Here is an 18,059-nt window from a genome sequence, read left to right on the forward strand (position 1 = left end):
GGATGGCCAAGAGAACTGGAAAAACAATGGTAGAAGCCATCACTGCAACGTTAGACCAAGAAATGGCTCGTGACGATAAAATTTTACTTTTCGGTGAAGACGTAGGTAAAAACGGTGGTGTGTTCCGTGCTTCTAAAGGTTTATATGATAAATATGGTGAAGACCGTGTAAGTGATACGCCTCTATCTGAATCAGGTATTGGTGGTATGGCAATCGGACTTTGTCTCCAAGGTTTCCGTCCTATCATGGAAATCCAATTCTTCGCTTTCGTATTTGAAGTGATGGACTCCTTAGCTGGACAAATGTCACGTTACCGCTTCCGTTATGGAGCAACCCGTAACTTCCCAATTACCGTGCGTTCACCATTTGGTGGTGGGGTTCATACACCTGAAATGCACGCGGACTCAGTAGAAGGTATTTTTGTTCAAACCCCAGGGATGAAAGTGGTTGTTCCATCAAGTCCTTATGAAGCTAAAGGTTTACTTGCTTCAGCCATTCGTGACAATGACCCAGTCTTATTCCTTGAACACATGAAGTTATACCGCTCATTCCGTGAAGAAGTTCCTGAAGAAGAATATACCATTCCTCTAGGCGTAGCCAATGTGGCACGTGAAGGTTCTGACGTCACTGTGATCGCTTACGGTTACATGGTTCGTGAAGCGCTTAAGGCTGCGGAAGAATTAGAAAAAGAAAATATTTCTGTTGAAGTCATTGACTTACGGACGATTTCACCAGTTGACTATGAAACCATTGGTAAATCTGTTGAAAAAACCGGCCGTGTTGTCATGGTACAAGAAGCTCAACGTGAAGCTGGTGCAGGTAACAATGTGATCGCTGAAATTTCTCAACGTTTCATTCTTTCTCTAGAATCACCAATTGAATTCGTATCAGCTCCTGATACAGTTTACCCATTTGGTTTAGCAGAAAATGACTGGTTGCCAAATGCTGATGACATCAAAGAAGCAGTTAAGAACACAGTTAATTTCTAGAAATAAGTAATCCTATTGAATCACTTAAGCTAAGAAGGGATGATGAAAAAAGATGACATATACTTTTAATATGCCAGACGTCGGTGAAGGCATGAGCGAAGGCGAAGTTGTTAGCTGGCACGTTGGAGTCGGAGACTCTGTTCAAGAAGAAGATGTTCTTGTTGAAATCCAAAATGATAAATCTGTTGAAGAAATCGCTTCACCTGTAAGCGGTAAAATTGAAAAACTATACGTTGAAGAAGGTGACGTAGCTATCGTTGGTGAACCTTTGATTGACTTCTCAGGTGAAGGCCTACCAGAAAGTGATAATGCAGCTTCTGAAGCACCAGCTAGTGAAGAAGCCTCAGCTCCTTCAGCGAATGCAAGCACTGGATATTACCAATTCCGCCTACCAGATGTTGGTGAAGGAATGGCCGAAGGTGAGATCGCTGAATGGCTAGTCAGTGAAGGCGACGAAGTCACTGAAGATACTGCGGTTGTTGAAATTCAAAATGACAAATCCGTAGAAGAAGTTTACGCTCCAGTGGCTGGTACCATTAAGAACATCATTGTGCCTGCCGGCGAAGTAGCCAATGTGGGTGACGTTCTTGCTGAAATCGACTCACCAGAACATAACAGCGAAGGCTCAGCACCATCTTCAACTCCAGCTTCTCCAGCTCAACTTGAAAAAGCTGACGAAGGCAATGAAGGTGCAACCGGTGCAGCTAATGGTAACGGTGGCGTACCACAAACCGCTGATCCAAACAAACGCGTATTAGCAATGCCTTCCGTACGTCAATATGCGCGTGAACAAGGCGTTGATATTTCTCAAGTTGCAGGTACCGGTAAGAATGGCCGTGTTCTCAAAGAAGACATTGATAACTTTGACGGACAAGCTGCAACCGCAAGTGCTCCAGCTGCTGAAGCAACAAGTGCTAAAGCCAGCGAAGAACCTGCTAAGAAGGCTGCACCTAAGAAGGAAAGCCATGAAGACGGCGATGTAGAACACGTTAAGATGACTCCAATGCGTAAAGCGATCGCTAAATCCATGGAAACCTCTAAATACACTGCTCCTCAAGTGACCTTGTTCAAGGATGTCGAAGTATCCAAACTATGGGATCACCGTAAGAAATTCAAGGGTATTGCTGCTGAACGTGATACCAAGTTAACCTTCTTACCATATGCAGTGAAAGCTTTAATTGCTGCAGTTAAGAAATACCCAATGCTCAACGCTTCAGTTGATGATGATGCTCAAGAATTCTTATTGAAGAAATATTACAACATTGGTATTGCTACTGATACTGATCAAGGATTATACGTTCCTGTAGTTCATAATGCAGACCGCAAATCCATGTTTGATATTGCCGATGAAATTAATGATAAAGCTGCCAAGGCCCATGAAGGAAAATTGAAGGCTGCTGATATGTCAGACGGTACTGTTTCAATTTCTAACATTGGTTCAGTTGGCGGGGAATACTTCACCCCAATTCTTAACTACCCAGAAGTTGCCATTTTAGGCTTTGGTGCAATTGTGCAACAACCTGTAGTTGACGACAATGGTGAATTAGCAGTTGGTCGAGTATTGAAACTTTCATTAACCTTCGACCACCGTATCGTCGACGGCGCAACAGGACAAAAAGCCTTGAACGAAGTTGGTCGTCTGCTTAGCGATCCTGAATTATTATTAATGGAATCTTAAGGAGGTAGTTAGTAAATGGTTGTAGGTGCAATGGCAATTGAACTGGATACAGTCGTTGTTGGGGCTGGACCTGGCGGATACGTTGCGGCGATCCGCGCAGCCCAAATGGGACAAAAAGTAGCCATTATTGAACGTGAATATATTGGTGGTGTCTGCTTAAACGTTGGCTGTATTCCTTCCAAGGCTTTAATCCAAGCTGGACATGCTTACCACGAGGCCAATGGCGGTTTAGAAGTCTTTGGTGTGGATTCAAAAGCTAGCTTAGATTTCACCAAAACACAAGAATGGAAAGACAATAGTGTGGTTAAAACCCTAACTAGTGGGGTAGAAATGCTATTGAAGAAAAATAAAGTGGAAATTATCCGCGGGGAAGCTTTCTTCAACAATGAACGTGAATTAACCGTGATGGGTGAAGGTGATGAACACCAACTCTATAGCTACAAACACGCAATCATTGCGACAGGTTCTCATCCAATTGAAATCAAAGGCTTTAAGTTTGGTGGCCGTGTCATTGACTCCACAGGTGCCTTAAACTTAAAAGAAGTGCCTAAGAAACTCGTTGTTATCGGTGGTGGGGTCATTGGTGCCGAACTGGGTTCAGCTTATGCTAACCTCGGTAGCCAAGTCACCATCTTAGAAGGTTCTCCTCAAATCTTACCTAACTTTGAAAAAGATATGGTTAAGGTTGTCGAAAAAGGCATGAAAGCTAAAGGCATGGATATCCATGTTAACGCTATGGCCAAGGAAGCTGTCGACAACGGGGACTCTGTCACCGTTAAATATGAAATTGACGGCAAGGCTAACGAAATTGAAGCGGATTATGTCTTAGTTTCTGTTGGTCGTCGTCCTAACACTGAAGATCTTGGCTTAGAAGCCCTAGGTGTTAAGAAGAATGACCGTGGCTTAATCGAAGTGGATAACCAAGGACGGACCAGCGTGAAGAATATCTTCGCAATTGGTGACGTCGTTCCTGGTGCTGCTTTAGCCCACAAAGCGTCCTACGAAGGTAAAATTGCTGCGGAAGCCATTTCTGGTAAAGCCGCTGCAGTGGACTACAAGGTAATGCCTTCCGTAGCCTTCACTGACCCTGAAATTGCTTCTTACGGTTTAACCGAAAAAGAAGCTAAAGATCAAGGGCTTGACGTGAAAGCAACCAAGTTCCCATTAGCTGGGAATGGACGGGCTTTGTCATTAAACCAAAAAGAAGGTTTCGTTCGCTTAGTTGCTACTAAGGATGACAAGGTGATCGTTGGTGCTCAAATGGTCGGCGTTGGTGCTTCAGACGTGATGGCTGAAGCAGGCCTAGCTATTGAAGCAGGCATGAACGCTGAAGATATTGCCCTCACTATCCATGGCCACCCATCCCTCGGGGAAAGCTTAATGGATACAGCAGAAGGCGTTCTCGGCATGCCAATCCATATGTAAGAATATAATATGACAGGACAAGAGGCTCTTGCTTTGGCAAGGGCTTTTTGTTTTTGGTCAAAAATGCTACTGACAAATGATCTATGACTTGCACTTTAGGAATTTCTTAGCCATACTAAGGAAAAAGACTAGGATGGAGTGTCGTTATGAGTAAAATTACTGAAAAATTTAAGGGCTATGCCTTAAAAGGAGGCGTTCCGGTTGAAGAATCTAACCTGGACGGTGGACAGAAGCTCTTCCGGATGGGAATGCAGCTGCCGGATAGGGAGGTCATCCCTGTAGCCATCATTATCGACGGTAAGGAAGACCCGGCGGTGGATTATCAAATTACCTACAGTAAGCTAGCCTATGTGAAGGACTATAACCAACGGGGTGAGGCCTTAGATGAAATTAACCGGCTCAACCGAGTTCACACAGGTTATTTCCACCTATGCTTAGCTGGCGATGGAGAAATTTATTTAAGAACTTTAGGTCGGGTATCGGAAGATGTGCGCCCCCTCTATGAGATTATTATGGCCGGCCAACAGGTATTGAGGATCTTAGTCAAAGAATCAAAGCTGTTTAAAGATTAAAGGATTAGACTTCATTGAGAAGACCGCAAGCTAACATGCGGTCTTTTTTTACACTCTTTTTTAGTTTGAAATTGTTAAAAAAAGTAACACATAAACATCGGGTTTATGGAAATAATTAGCTAATAACTTATTTTATTAATAAATAATAAAGAACCCTTAAATTTCTATGTAAAATAGTTTGACAATTCAGAAGTAAATACGTAAAATATAAACAACCATAACAAATATGTTAGAAAATATAACATATTCGATTATCGCAAGATTGGAGTGAGAAAAATGATCATTGAATTTAAAGATGTGGAAAAGTATTACGGTGATTTTCATGCCCTAAAAGATATTAACCTTAGCATTGCTGAAGGGGAGGTGGTCACCTTGATTGGGCCATCTGGGTCAGGAAAGTCGACCCTCTTGCGTTGTATTAATGGCCTGGAAGAAATTTCTAGTGGTCATCTCTTTTGTGATGGCGAAGATATTGCTGATCCTAAAACCAACATCCGCCAAATTCGCCGTGACTTTGGTATGGTCTTCCAACACTTTGAATTGTATCCGCATATGACTGTCATGGAGAATGTGACCTTGGCGCCAATTAAGGTGATTGGAAAGACTAAAGAGGAGGCCTATGAGCGCGCAGAGCGTCTACTCAAGCGCGTAAATATGTGGGACAAGCGGGATTCTTATCCAAGCCAACTCTCTGGTGGTCAAAAGCAAAGGGTCGCTATTGCCCGGGGCTTAGCTATGAAGCCTAAGGTCTTGCTTTTCGATGAACCCACTTCAGCCCTGGACCCAGAAATGGTCGGCGAAGTCTTAGAAGTTATGCAAAGCATTGCCCAACGTGACCAAATGACCATGGTGGTTGTTACCCACGAAATGCGCTTTGCCCGTCATGTCTCAACCCGAACTATCTTCATGGAGGCGGGTGAAATTGTCGAAGATCGTCCGAGTGAAGAATTCTTTAGTCAACCGAAATCACGACGGGCGCGTGACTTTATCTCCTCCCTTGAAGGTTTATAAAAGGAGGGCTTACCATGAAAAATCCATGTAAAAAGCTCTTGCTCCTCGCCCTGACAGGCCTCTTGTGTTTGCTCAGTGCCTGTGGGAAATCTGTGAGTGAGAAAAATATTATGGACCGCTTGCAAACAGATCAATCCCCTAAGATTCGTTGGGGAGTCAAGGTGGATACCAATTTATTCGGCTTTTACAACATAGAAAAAGGGGAAGTTGAGGGCTTTGATATTGATATCGCTAAGGAACTGACTAAGCGGATCGCTGGCCCCAATGCTCAGGCAGAATTTGTCGAAGTGACCTCCAAAACCCGGATTCCATTACTCAAAAATGCCAATATCGACGCTATTATTGCCACGATGACTATTTCCGAAGAGCGGAAAAAACAGGTTGATTTTTCTGATATTTATTTTAATGCCGGGCAAGCCCTCTTAGTAGGACCAGATGCCAAGCTTAAGGGGGTAGAGGACTTGGGGCCTGACCATACGGTTCTCGCGGTTAAGGGGTCTACTTCAGCACAAAGAATTAAAGAACACGCCCCAGAAGCCAGGGTCTTGGAATTAGAAAATTATTCGGAAGCCTTCACTGCTCTGAAATCTGGTCAAGGCCAAGCCATGACCACTGATAATGCTATTCTTTTGGGGATCAGTAAGGAAAATCCTGACTACCATATTGCGGGATCTACCTTTACCCGGGAGCCTTATGGGATTGCGGTCAATAAAGGCCAAGATGACTTCCGTCAAGCCATCAACCAGGCTTTAAAAGACATGGTTGCTGACGGCAGCTACCAAGCCATTTTCAAGAAGTGGTTTAATGACCAGGCCCAAGAAGCGTCTATTGCTAATGACGTGAAGGAGGGGGAGTAAAATGTTTCAATTATTGAATAACTATTCCAGTGAACTGTTCCTAGGCTTTAAGAATACCATCATGGTCAGTGTCTTAGCCTTAGTCTTCTCCCTAGTCATCGGGAGCTTGGTGGGAATTATGCAAACCAGCCATCATAAGGGCCTACGGATGCTGGGAGATATCTATGTGGAATTTTTCCGCAATATTCCCTTGTTAATCATTGTAATGTTCTTCTACGTGGTGGTGCCTTTATACTGGGTGAAATTAAATGGCTTTACTGCTGGTTTAATCGGCCTCACTATCTATACCTCGGCTTTTATTGCTGATGTGGTGAGGTCGGGGATTGAAGCCGTTCCCCATGGACAAATGGAGGCGGGACTATCTCAAGGTTTCACCGCGACTGAGACCATGGTCTATATTATCTTCCCCCAAGCCGTTCGCATTGTGATCCCCCCATTAGGCAACCAGTTCATTAACCTAGTGAAGAACTCGAGTATCTTGGCTATGGTTGCTGGGCTAGACTTGATGTATTTTGGGGATTTGATTGCTAGCGAAACCTTTAATACCTTTGATTCTTATATCTTAGTGGCTTTGTTCTACTTAGTGTTAACCATACCACTGACTGCCTTGATGCAGTATCTAGAACGGCGCTTGACTAACTAGGAGGGATGATGATCATGAATTTTTCTGATGCTTTTTCTTGGGTAAATATTTCTTTTCTCTTAGAAGGCCTATGGGTCACTTTAAAAGTTACCGGGATAACCATCCTTTTGAGTTTACTCCTAGGGACGTTCTTAGGAGTCATTCGCTACCTCAAGCTCCCTTTTGTAGCCAAGGGAGTAGGCTTAGTGGTGGATACCATCCGTAATTTACCCTTGCTCTTAATTATATTTTTTACTTACTTTGCCTTACCACAAATCGGCCTGCGCTTGAATATCTTTTGGGCAGCGGTGGCAGCGATGACCATCTTTGAGTCGTGCATGATTTCAGAAATCATTCGTGGTGGGATGAATGCCGTACCTAAGGGGCAAATGGAGGCGGGGCTTTCAACTGGCTTCACCCGTGGGCAGGTGATTATTTTAATTATCCTACCCCAAGCGATCCGGTCCATGCTACCTTCCATTGTCAGTCAGCTGATTGCTCTCATTAAGGACACCAGCTTAGCAACGGTGATTTCCTTACCAGAGCTGACCCATAATGCCCGGATTATCTATGGGCAGGAGACCTCTTATGTGATTCCAATTTTTGTGGCCATGACCTTTCTCTATTGGATCACCTGCTTCCTCCTGTCACGCCTAGCTAAGCGGTTGAAATTTGCCGGATAAAATGACAAATAAAAACTCCTCAATGCTTGCTTAAGGACTCTGTTGATTTAGAGCCAGGGCGGTAATGAGGAGTTTTTTATTTGATATGGATAGATTGATTTACTTCGTCTCATTTTTTAAAGCTAATTGGGCTTCCTCAGGGAGGAGTTTAAAGGTCTGTCCGAGCTCAAGTTCTTCAGGCAGGTAAAGCGAACCGATTCGAAAGCGTTGCAGGTAGATAACCTCTTTTCCGACCGCTTGAAACATGCGCTTGACCTGGTGATACTTGCCCTCTGTCAAGGTCACGGTGATTTCCGACCGGTTCTTGGCTGGATCAGTGGCTAAGATGTCTAGCTGACTAGGGGCACAGTGGTCGCCTTGGTCGATAGTTAACCCTTTAGCGAAAGCTTTGACATCCTCTTCAGTCACAATACCTTCAATCTCAGCATAGTACTCCTTGCTGACTAATTTCTTGGGCGAGAGGAGGTCATGGGCGAAGTCACCGTCATTAGTAAGCAGGAGGAGGCCCTCGGTATCCTTATCTAAGCGCCCCACGGGAAAAGGTTGGTAAATCTCAACTTCATTAGCGGGGAGAAAATCCGTCACAATCGCTGTGGGACCAGGTCGGGTAGTGGACAGACAATTTTGCGGTTTATTGAGCAGATAATAAATGTAAGGTTCATAGCCGATCCATTGACCGTCCAGACTAATGGTATCGGCCTCTTCGTCAACCTGCATTTCTGGCCGGCTGGCAATGGAATCGTTCACCGTAATCCGTTTGGCCCTGATTAATTTTTTGACTTCTTTACGGCTATAGAGGGTAAAATTGGCAATGAATTTATCTAAACGCATCGTGATGCTCCTTTATCAATGACTTTATGGCTGGAATTGAGTTTTGGACTTTTTTATAGGAATGTTTGCTCTTTGGTGCGCTTGTCACACTCTATCCAAACGTACTCCAAGCGCAAGGCAAGCGTCCACTTCAGAAAATGACGACAAATTCTCTTTGAGAATTCTTACGCCATTTTCTTCCAGTGGTCTTGCCTTCTGGTGCGCTTGTCGCACTCTCAAGTTGAGTTCGGACGCCAGACTTGAAGTCACTTCAGAAAATCCCAACGCACAGCTCCCTGTGCTTATGGTATTTTCCTCCAGCGATTCAAGTCTTTGACGGCGTCCTCACATCCTTACAGTTGAGTTCGGAAGGGTGAGGGGATGTCCTTTCAGAAAAGTTGAACGATCAGCAAGCCGATCTTTTCAACTTTTCTTCCAAGGAATCTCCCTCACTGATCCTTCCTCACATCCTATTCAAACCTGCTCCAGTCACAGGACGAACGTCCATTTCAAAAACTGCCAACGCTCAGGCTAGTTGAGTTTGGTTGCCAGACTTGAAGTCACTTCAGAAAATTCCAACGCACAGACTTGCTGTGCTTATGGTATTTTCCTCCAGTTGCTGTAGCTGTAGGAAGCAAAGCGACGTACAGATATAGTATGCGTAGCGATTCAAGTCTCTGACGGCACCCCCACATCCTTATAGCTTAGCTTATGACAGTTTTCTCCAGTGTTTTCGTCCTTTGGTGTGACTGTCGCACTCTATTGCTTTATTAGCTGTTTTTGTTTGCTATAATAAATATAGTTAATATTAAGAGAGGAAATAAACATGAAAGCTTATTCTTATCCCTTTCCCTTTGAATGTTCTAGTCAAGAGATTGCTGATGTGATTGCTTTATGGGTTGCCTTGGAGGCGGCTTATGAAGACGGTATTGACCGCCAGGAGTTTCTCGACAAGTACAAGGGCTTTAAGAAAATTATACCAAGTAAGATGGAAGAAAAACAATTAGCCAAGGAATTTGCCCAAGCGTCTGGCTATGAGCTCTATCCTACTGTGAAGAAAGCCCAGCAAGAATCCAGTAAAACAATAAAAATGCCCTAAAGTTTTTCACTCTTTTAAGTCTAGCATAAAGAAGTGTAGGACAGGATTAAATGGAAACTATCTATATTAAAGGAGGTAATCTTTTGGATTTAAATAAACGTGCCCAATTGGTGAGACAGTGGGTTTACCAAGCTGCTGATCAGATCCATGAAGGTTTGAAGAATCCCTTGATCGTTAAAACCAAGTCCAACCCTAAAGACCTAGTGACTAATCTCGATCAATCGACCGAAAAATTTATCCGCAGTCAGATTAAGACCCACTTTCCTAATGATAAGATCTTAGGTGAGGAGGGCGGGCAAGGTCAGATTGATAACTTGCAAGGGCCAGTCTGGATCATTGATCCTATTGATGGGACCACAAATTTTGTCTGCCAGCATAATCACTTTGCTATTATGGTGGCCTTTGCCTTGGACGGGGATGTCCAACTTGGCGCCATCTATGACGTGATGAACGACGATTATTTTTCAGCCGTCAAGGGCCAAGGAATACAACGTAATGGTCAAGCCTACCAGGTCCCTTATGACGATTTAGCCATTAGTGAGAGTTTGATCGCCCTTAACCGACAAATCTTACTCGATGACCGCTACCATGCTAAAGACCTGGTTAGTCAGTCCCTAGGGATTCGCTACAACGGCAGTGCGGGTTTGGAAATTCTCAATGTCCTAAAAGGGGAATTGTCTCTATATGCCGCCTTAGCCCTCAAGCCCTGGGATTTAGCGGCAGGGGTGGCCCTGGTCAATGAAAGTCCTTTGAAACTGACCCAGCTCGATGGCCAAGCGCTTAACCTCATGCAGGCCAATGCTTCTGTGATTGCCTATCCTAGTGCCTATCAGACCTTCCGTGACCTCTATGACCGTTCAGTACAAGAAGGTGATTAGGCGAGTCTCTCTTGTCCAGGGGCTGCTAACTATGCTTTTACTTGACCGCAGTCAGGTTGAGAAATGCTGTTTTTTCCTAGTTGATAAAAAAACTAGGATTTTAGGCAGATGAGTGTTACAATGAGTCGTCTGTAAAAACCAAAAGCATTAACAGAAAATCAAAACAAGTTCATTATTATTTTGTTTGGAGGAATTAAAATAATGGGAAATCGCAATGATATTCGTAACGTCGCAATTATTGCTCACGTTGACCACGGGAAGACAACGTTGGTGAACCAACTCTTAGAAGAATCAGATACACTGGATGAGCGTACCCAGCTGGCTGACCGTGCCATGGATTCCAATGCGATTGAACGTGAACGCGGAATTACTATCTTAGCCAAGAACACCGCGGTGAACTACAAGGGCACCCGGATTAACATTATGGACACTCCCGGCCACGCCGACTTCGGTGGGGAAGTTGAACGGATTATGACCATGGTGGATGGCGTAGTTTTAGTGGTTGACGCCTTTGAAGGCACCATGCCCCAAACCCGTTTCGTCCTACAAAAGGCCTTTGAAGCGGGTAAACCAGCTGTGGTCGTGGTGAATAAAATCGATAAACCCGCAGCCCGTCCCTTAGAAGTGGTTGATGAAGTCTTAGACCTCTTCATCGAACTGGGAGCTGATGAGAGCCAAATTGAATTCCCAGTGGTTTATGCTTCAGCTGTGAACGGGACTTCAAGTCTAGCTCCAGATCCCCAAAAACAAGAAAAGACCATGGATCCGCTCTTTGATAGTATTCTGGAAAATATTCCTGCCCCAGAAGATAATGAAGATGAACCCCTCCAATTCCAAGTCTGCATGCTCGATTATAATGACTATGTAGGTCGTATCGGAGTGGGCCGGGTCTTCCGTGGAACCATTCGAGTAGGCGATACCGTGACCTTAAACAAGTTAGACGGTAGTCAAAAGAACTTCCGGGTCACTAAATTATTCGGTTATCTCGGTTTAGACCGGATTGAAATTGATGAAGCCAAGGCCGGCGACATCATTGCCGTTTCCGGGATGGAAGATATCTACGTGGGTGAAACCGTGACCGATACTGAAGTTCAAGAAACCCTACCAGCCTTACACATTGACGAACCTACCCTACAAATGACCTTCTTAACCAATGACTCACCATTTGCTGGTCGTGAAGGGGATAAGGTGACCGCACGTAAGATTGAAGAACGCTTGAAATATGAACTTCACACCGATGTTTCCTTACGGGTTGAAGATACCGACCAACCAGACCAATGGGTCGTTTCTGGTCGTGGGGAACTCCACCTTTCTATCTTGATTGAAAACATGCGTCGTGAAGGCTTCGAACTTCAAGTTTCACGGCCTAAAGTTATCCGCAAGGTAATCGATGGGGTAGAATGTGAACCTTTTGAAGCAGTACAAATCGATACCCCAGAAGAATACCAAGGAGCTGTGATTCAGTCCTTAAATGAACGTCACGGGACCATGCGTAATATGGAAAACACTGGACGGGGAACCGCGCGTTTAGAGTACTTAGTGCCTTCCCGGGGAATGATTGGTTACTCTACTGAATTTGTGCAAATGACCCATGGTTACGGGATCTTAAACCATACCTTTGAACAATACCAAGCTGTCATTAAGGAAGAAATTGGTGGCCGGCGTAATGGGGCCTTAGTTTCTACCGAAACTGGTAAGGCTACCACTTATGGGATCATGCAGGTTGAAGACCGCGGGACCATCTTTGTTGAACCAGGGACTGAAGTCTATGAAGGCATGATTGTCGGAGAAAATGCCCGTGAAGCGGACATTGACGTGAATATTGTTCGTTCTAAGAACTTAACTAACGTCCGTTCAGCAACCAAGGACCAAACCGCTACCATCAAGGCACCGCGGATCCTAAACCTGGAACAATCGCTTGAATTTATGGATGACGATGAATACTGTGAAGTGACTCCAGAAAATGTGCGTCTCCGTAAACAAATCTTAAACAAGAGCGAACGGGCCCGTTACAATAAACGTAAAAAGAAAAATGACTAAGGATGCTGATTGAAGTGGACTAGTCGAATAAAGGTTGAGACTTTTGTCTTGGCCTTTTTCTTTTAGACTCATTATTTTTCCTTAGGGCTATGCTATAATTGAAAAATAGGTCAGCATGTAATCTTTAATTTATAGAATATAATCAATGAGGAGCGTTTTGATGCGATTGATTCATTCAGCTAGTCAAGGCAAGGCTAGCCAAGCAAAATCCAATAAAAAAAGTAAAAAAGCCAGAAAAAAAGCCAAGTTTTCCCATCCGATTTTTCAAAACTTTTCCTGGGGTTTAAACCAGCATATTCTGATTCCTAGTTTTCTCTTGCTAGTGCTCGGTCTGATTGGGGTCTTTTCGGCTTCAAGCTACCGGTCTCTCCAGGAAACTGGCTATGAATCGGCCACCACTTATATTGTCCGCCAGGTTGTTTTTGCCTTCATTGGGACAGTTGTTGGCTTGGTGACTTATCGTTTTAAGCCTGATTACTTCAGAAAACCTAAGTTCAGAAGTGGCTTGCTCCTAGTGATGACGGTCCTCCTCTTGGTGGTGCGCTTCCTGATGCCAGCCATTAATGGGGCCAAGGGCTGGATTATTTTGGGGCCGATTTCGATTCAACCGGTCGAGTTTCTTAAGCCCGTGATGATTCTGCTCTGGGCCGATTATCTAGACCGCCACCGTCTGGCGATCTTGAATAAGGGCTTCTTTAAGACGGTGAAGGCCAACCTGGTCCTTCCTTTGGCCTTGTTTTTCTGGCTGGGGCTGGTCCTCACTTTCCCAGATACTGGGGGAGTCCTCCTACTAGGCTTAATCTTAGGGGGCATGACCTTAGCTTCAGGCATTTCCAGTAAGTATACTCTTAGAACCCTGGGACTAGGCGCCTTAGCTTATGTCCTCGTGATTGGTCTCTTGAACCTCTTTGATTTTTCGGGCTCAGGGGACGTCAACTACCGGATACAGCGCTTTATTTCCTTTACTGATCCCTTCAAAGTCGCCAAGACTTCGGGACTGCAATTAGTTAATTCCTTCTATGCCTTAGCCATGGGGGGCTTACTGGGGCAAGGACCGGGGAACAGTATCCAAAAGACCGGCTACCTGCCTGAAGCCCATACCGACTTTATCATGGCGATCATCGGTGAAGAGTACGGCTTTATAGGCCTCTTTGTGATCTTGGCCCTTTATTTCTATCTCACCTTCTATATTTTTTACCGGGCTAAGAAAATTCAAAATAATTTCTACCAATTGGTCATGATTGGCGTGGGTTTCTATTTCCTCAGCCAGGCCATTGTCAACCTGGGCGGGATTACTGGTCTTATCCCCATTACCGGGGTTACCTTCCCCTTTATTTCCTACGGGGGTTCCTCAATCATGACAACTGGAATTATGGTAGGATTGGCCCTAGCCATTGACTACCGTAACCGCCGCATGGTGCTTGCTCAACAGCTTTCTTAATTTCTTGTGTTATAATGAGACTATTATAACCGCTTTCATAGGCAAAGCTAATTCAAGCATTAACGGAGGGAATATTATGATAAAAAAAGTCTTAGTCGCCAACCGTGGCGAGATTGCGATTCGGGTCTTTCGGGCCTGTTATGAATTAGGCATTGAAACTGTGGCTATCTTCGCCCGTGAAGATGAAACCAGTGTCCACCGTTTTAAGGCTGATGAATCCTACCTGGTTGGCGCCGGCAAGAAACCTGTTGATGCCTATTTAGACATTGAAGATATTATCCGCATCGCTAAGGAAACCCAGGCTGATGCCATCCATCCCGGCTATGGCTTTCTCTCTGAAAATCAAGAATTTGCTAGTCGCTGTCGGGAAGAGGGGATTATCTTCATTGGACCAAATACCGATACCCTAGACATGTTTGGGGACAAGATTAAGGCCAAGGCGGCTGCCCATCAGGCGGGCATCCAAGAAGTTCCCGGGACTGAAGGGGACGTGGAATCGGTTGAAGAGGTCAAGATTTTTGCTAAGAAGGCTGGTTATCCGATTATGGTTAAGGCCGCTCTAGGTGGCGGTGGCCGTGGTATGCGGGTCGTTCGTTCTGACGATGAAGTGGAAGAAGCCTATAATACCGCTAAAAGTGAAGCCAAGACTGCCTTTGGATCCGACGAAATTTATGCGGAAAAATACATTGAAAACCCTAAGCATATTGAAGTCCAAATCTTAGGTGACCAGGCCGGCAATGTGGTCCACCTATGGGAGCGGGACTGTTCGATCCAGCGCCGCCACCAAAAAGTGGTAGAAATGGCGCCTTCCGTTTCCTTAGACCATGACTTAAGACTACGAATTTGCCAAGCAGCTCGGCAATTGATGGTCAATGTGGGCTATGTTAACGCGGGGACTGTGGAATTCCTGGTTTCTGGTGATGACTTCTACTTTATTGAAGTCAATCCCCGGGTCCAAGTGGAACATACGGTCAGTGAAGAAATAACCGGTATCGACATTGTCCAAGCTCAGATCCAAATCGCAGCGGGGAAGACTTTAGAGGAAATTGGAATTCCTAAGCAGGAAGACATGCCTCTGATTGGTTATTCCATCCAATGTCGGATCACGACTGAAGACCCGGCCAACCATTTCTTCCCTGATACCGGGAAAATTAATACTTATCGGTCACCAGGTGGATTTGGCCTGCGTTTAGATGCCGGGAATGGTTATACCAATACCGAAGTGTCGCCTTACTACGATTCCCTCTTAACCAAGCTGGTTTCCCATTCCATGACCTTTGAAGACACGGTGCGCAAGATGGTCCGGGGGCTACGGGAATACCGGATCCGGGGCGTCCACAATAATATTCCTTTCTTAATGAATGTGCTCACCCATCCGACTTTCACCAGTGGCCAAGCCACCACAACCTTTATCGACAATACACCAGAACTTTTCGACTTTCCTAAGGAACGTAACCGTGACCGGGGCAATAAGATCCTCCAATATATTGGGGATACCACGGTCAATGGTTTCCCAGGCTTACAACAAAAAGATAAGCCCCACTACCGTCCGGCCCATATTCCTGACATAGAGGAAGTGACCGTAGACCGACCAAGTGCCAAACAGGTCCTCGACCAAGCGGGCGTTTCCGGCGTCCAACGCTATATCCATGACACTAAGGAAGTCCTCCTAACCGAAACCACCATGCGGGACGCCCACCAAAGTCTGATTGCGACCCGGATGCGGACGAGAGATATGCTCAAGGCCGCTGAACAAATGGAAGCGGCTAACCCGGCCATCTTCTCCCAAGAAGTCTGGGGCGGGGCGACCTTTGATACGGCCTATCGTTTCTTAACCGAAGACCCTTGGGTACGCTTAGAGAAACTTCGTCAGGCTATGCCCAATACCCTTCTGCAAATGCTCTTTCGAGGGTCCAATGCGGTGGGCTATACCGCCTATCCGGACAATGTTTTACGGGCATTTATTAAACAAGCGGCAGAAACGGGGATCGATGTCTTTCGAATCTTTGACAGTTTGAACTGGTCCAAGCAAATTGAACGGCCCTTAGAGTTTGTCAAGGAAACTGGAAAGATTGCCGAAGCAGCCATGTGTTATACCGGGGATATCTTAGATCCTAATCGCAGCAAGTATGACCTCAATTACTATATCAACTTAGCCAAGGAACTCCAAACTATGGGAGCGGATATTATTGCCATTAAGGATATGGCGGGGCTCTTGAAGCCACAAGCAGCCTATGTCTTGATTTCTGAATTAAAGGACAAAATCGATGTACCGATCCATCTTCATACCCATGACACCTCAGGAAATGGGATTATGATGTATTCGGAAGCGGTTCGGGCTGGCATCGATATTGTGGACGTGGCCACTTCAGCCTTCTCCTCAACCACCAGCCAACCAAGTATGACCAGTTTCTACTATGCCTTGGAACACAATGACCGTAAGCCAACAATTAACGTGAAGAATGCCCAAGCCATGAACCAATACTGGTCAGGTGTGCGGACCTATTATGAAGATTTCGCCTCTGGATTAAAAACCCCAGAAACCGAAATTTACCGGACCGAAATGCCAGGAGGCCAGTATACCAACCTCCAACAACAGGCTGCTTCTGTTGGCTTAGGCGACCGTTGGGAAGAAGTCAAGGTCATGTACCACGATGTCAACTTGCTCTTTGGCGACATTGTCAAGGTAACCCCCTCCTCTAAGGTGGTCGGTGATATGGCCCTTTTCATGGTCCAAAATGACTTATCCATTGAAGACTTCTACGAAAAGGGCAAGACCATCGATTTTCCTGATTCCGTGATTGAATTCTTCCAAGGAAAATTGGGTCAACCAGCAGGCGGTTTTCCAGCAGACGTTCGCGAGATCATCCTCAAAGGCGCTGACTATACCGAAGAACGTCCTGGCGATCTCTTAGAACCGGTTGATTTTGATCAAGTTAAGGCAGAACTAAGTGAAAAATTAGGCGATGAAGTCGACAATAAAGATGTGCTCGGCTATCTCATGTACCCCAAAGTCTTCACCGACTACCGGGAGAAGATTGCTCGTTATAGTGACATCTCGAATGTCGATACGCCTACCTTCTTTAATGGAATGCGCCAAGGTGAAACCATTACCGTTGAAATTGAAAAGGGCAAGGTCCTCCTCATTCGCCTGATTGAAATTGGGGAAGCCGATCACTCTGGGCAACGGATTATCTACTTCGACTTGAATGGTCAACGGCGGGAAATTGCCGTCCAAGACGCCCACTACACCAATGTGGTGGCCAGTCGTCCCAAGGCAGATACCAATAATCCCAACCATATTGCAGCAACTATGCCCGGGTCGATTCTCAAGGTGGAAATCAATGAAGGCGACCATGTCAGTGCTGGCCAAGTGGTCCTAGTGACTGAAGCCATGAAGATGGAAACCACCATCAAGGCACCAAAGGCGGGTAAGGTCCGTCAAGTCACTGTCCAAGCCGGCGAACAAGTTGAAATCGGAGACCTATTGATTGAACTAGAAACTGAATAAGACAAAGGATCATTTAAGAGAAAGGAGCCTGGTGCCATGACCAATTCTCATACCCAACGGCAAGAACTCGTCGTCTGGTTGAATTCCACCCAAAAAACTCGGCAATTGAAACGCTATGGCTATCTTCACTACCTGAACAAGGAACGTAAATACGCCATCCTTTATGTCGATAAGGACCAGGTAGAAGAAGCTGTCGAGGGACTCAAGAAAGTCCGACAAGTCATTAAAGTCACTGTCTCTCCCAAAGCTACCATCAACATGGATTTTACAGTGGCTTTAGACGGCGAAGAAGACCGCGCCAAAGTCATCAAGGAATTCGAGGACTTTATCTATCCACCGAAATAAACAAGCTAACGTAGCAGAAAAAACTGCTACGTTTTTTATTTGCTTGAGAATAAAAAGTTTGCGTAAAGCTAAATAAAGTTGTAAGAAAACCTACAATG

At 45.2% G+C, this 18,059-nt stretch carries 15 protein-coding genes; 14 read left to right on the forward strand and 1 reads right to left on the reverse strand.

Annotation, left to right across the window (positions count from 1 at the left end; genetic code table 11):
• Nucleotides 1-2 precede the first annotated feature (2 nt).
• The 8 genes from AWM73_RS01935 to AWM73_RS01970 all read left to right on the forward strand — a co-directional run bounded on the left by AWM73_RS01935 (nt 3) and on the right by AWM73_RS01970 (nt 7,837).
• Nucleotides 3-989 (forward strand): alpha-ketoacid dehydrogenase subunit beta, encoded by a 987-nt coding sequence (locus AWM73_RS01935; protein WP_060777843.1) that lies wholly within the window; start codon nt 3-5, stop codon nt 987-989.
• Nucleotides 990-1,041: 52 nt separating this feature from the next.
• Nucleotides 1,042-2,667: a dihydrolipoyllysine-residue acetyltransferase gene (locus AWM73_RS01940; RefSeq protein WP_060777844.1), complete on the forward strand. Its 1,626-nt coding sequence runs from the start codon at nt 1,042-1,044 to the stop codon at nt 2,665-2,667.
• Between the two features lie 15 nt (nt 2,668-2,682).
• Nucleotides 2,683-4,092, forward strand: coding sequence for a dihydrolipoyl dehydrogenase (lpdA, locus tag AWM73_RS01945; protein ID WP_060777845.1), 1,410 nt, complete (start codon nt 2,683-2,685; stop codon nt 4,090-4,092).
• Between the two features lie 146 nt (nt 4,093-4,238).
• Complete coding sequence (locus AWM73_RS01950) at nt 4,239-4,664, forward strand: hypothetical protein (RefSeq protein WP_060777846.1); 426 nt, start codon at nt 4,239-4,241, stop codon at nt 4,662-4,664.
• A gap of 276 nt (nt 4,665-4,940) precedes the next feature.
• Nucleotides 4,941-5,675: an amino acid ABC transporter ATP-binding protein gene (locus tag AWM73_RS01955; RefSeq protein WP_269465267.1), complete on the forward strand. Its 735-nt coding sequence runs from the start codon at nt 4,941-4,943 to the stop codon at nt 5,673-5,675.
• A gap of 14 nt (nt 5,676-5,689) precedes the next feature.
• A complete protein-coding gene (locus AWM73_RS01960; RefSeq protein ID WP_060777847.1) occupies nt 5,690-6,532 on the forward strand; it encodes a glutamate ABC transporter substrate-binding protein in 843 nt (280 codons plus the stop codon).
• A gap of 1 nt (nt 6,533) precedes the next feature.
• Nucleotides 6,534-7,175 (forward strand): amino acid ABC transporter permease, encoded by a 642-nt coding sequence (locus AWM73_RS01965; protein ID WP_060777848.1) that lies wholly within the window; start codon nt 6,534-6,536, stop codon nt 7,173-7,175.
• A 14-nt stretch (nt 7,176-7,189) separates the two neighbouring features.
• On the forward strand, nt 7,190-7,837 hold the full coding sequence (locus tag AWM73_RS01970) for an amino acid ABC transporter permease (protein WP_060777849.1): 648 nt from the start codon (nt 7,190-7,192) through the stop codon (nt 7,835-7,837).
• Nucleotides 7,838-7,936: 99 nt separating this feature from the next.
• On the opposite strand, the gene AWM73_RS01975 is transcribed toward AWM73_RS01970, so the two are convergent.
• Nucleotides 7,937-8,668, reverse strand: a complete 732-nt coding sequence (locus AWM73_RS01975; RefSeq protein WP_060777850.1) for a pseudouridine synthase — start codon at nt 8,666-8,668, stop codon at nt 7,937-7,939.
• Nucleotides 8,669-9,473: 805 nt separating this feature from the next.
• On the opposite strand from AWM73_RS01975, the gene AWM73_RS01980 reads away from it, so the two are divergent.
• From AWM73_RS01980 to AWM73_RS02005, 6 genes are all read left to right on the forward strand, one after another.
• Complete coding sequence (locus tag AWM73_RS01980; protein WP_060777851.1) at nt 9,474-9,746, forward strand: UPF0223 family protein; 273 nt, start codon at nt 9,474-9,476, stop codon at nt 9,744-9,746.
• An 83-nt stretch (nt 9,747-9,829) separates the two neighbouring features.
• Nucleotides 9,830-10,624, forward strand: coding sequence for an inositol monophosphatase family protein (locus AWM73_RS01985; RefSeq protein WP_060777852.1), 795 nt, complete (start codon nt 9,830-9,832; stop codon nt 10,622-10,624).
• Nucleotides 10,625-10,825: 201 nt separating this feature from the next.
• Nucleotides 10,826-12,664, forward strand: coding sequence for a translational GTPase TypA (gene typA / locus AWM73_RS01990; protein ID WP_060777853.1), 1,839 nt, complete (start codon nt 10,826-10,828; stop codon nt 12,662-12,664).
• A gap of 160 nt (nt 12,665-12,824) precedes the next feature.
• The gene (locus AWM73_RS01995; protein WP_060777854.1) at nt 12,825-14,105 is read left to right on the forward strand and encodes an FtsW/RodA/SpoVE family cell cycle protein; all 1,281 of its coding nucleotides are present in this window, start codon (nt 12,825-12,827) and stop codon (nt 14,103-14,105) included.
• A gap of 76 nt (nt 14,106-14,181) precedes the next feature.
• On the forward strand, nt 14,182-17,616 hold the full coding sequence (locus AWM73_RS02000) for a pyruvate carboxylase (RefSeq protein WP_174519273.1): 3,435 nt from the start codon (nt 14,182-14,184) through the stop codon (nt 17,614-17,616).
• A gap of 36 nt (nt 17,617-17,652) precedes the next feature.
• Nucleotides 17,653-17,961 carry a YlbG family protein gene (locus AWM73_RS02005; protein ID WP_060777855.1) on the forward strand — a complete coding sequence of 103 codons (309 nt, stop codon included), beginning with the start codon at nt 17,653-17,655 and terminating at the stop codon, nt 17,959-17,961.
• Nucleotides 17,962-18,059: the final 98 nt, after the last annotated feature.

It is taken from the genome of Aerococcus urinae, from assembly GCF_001543175.1.
Classification (GTDB): Bacteria; Bacillota; Bacilli; order Lactobacillales; family Aerococcaceae; genus Aerococcus; species Aerococcus urinae.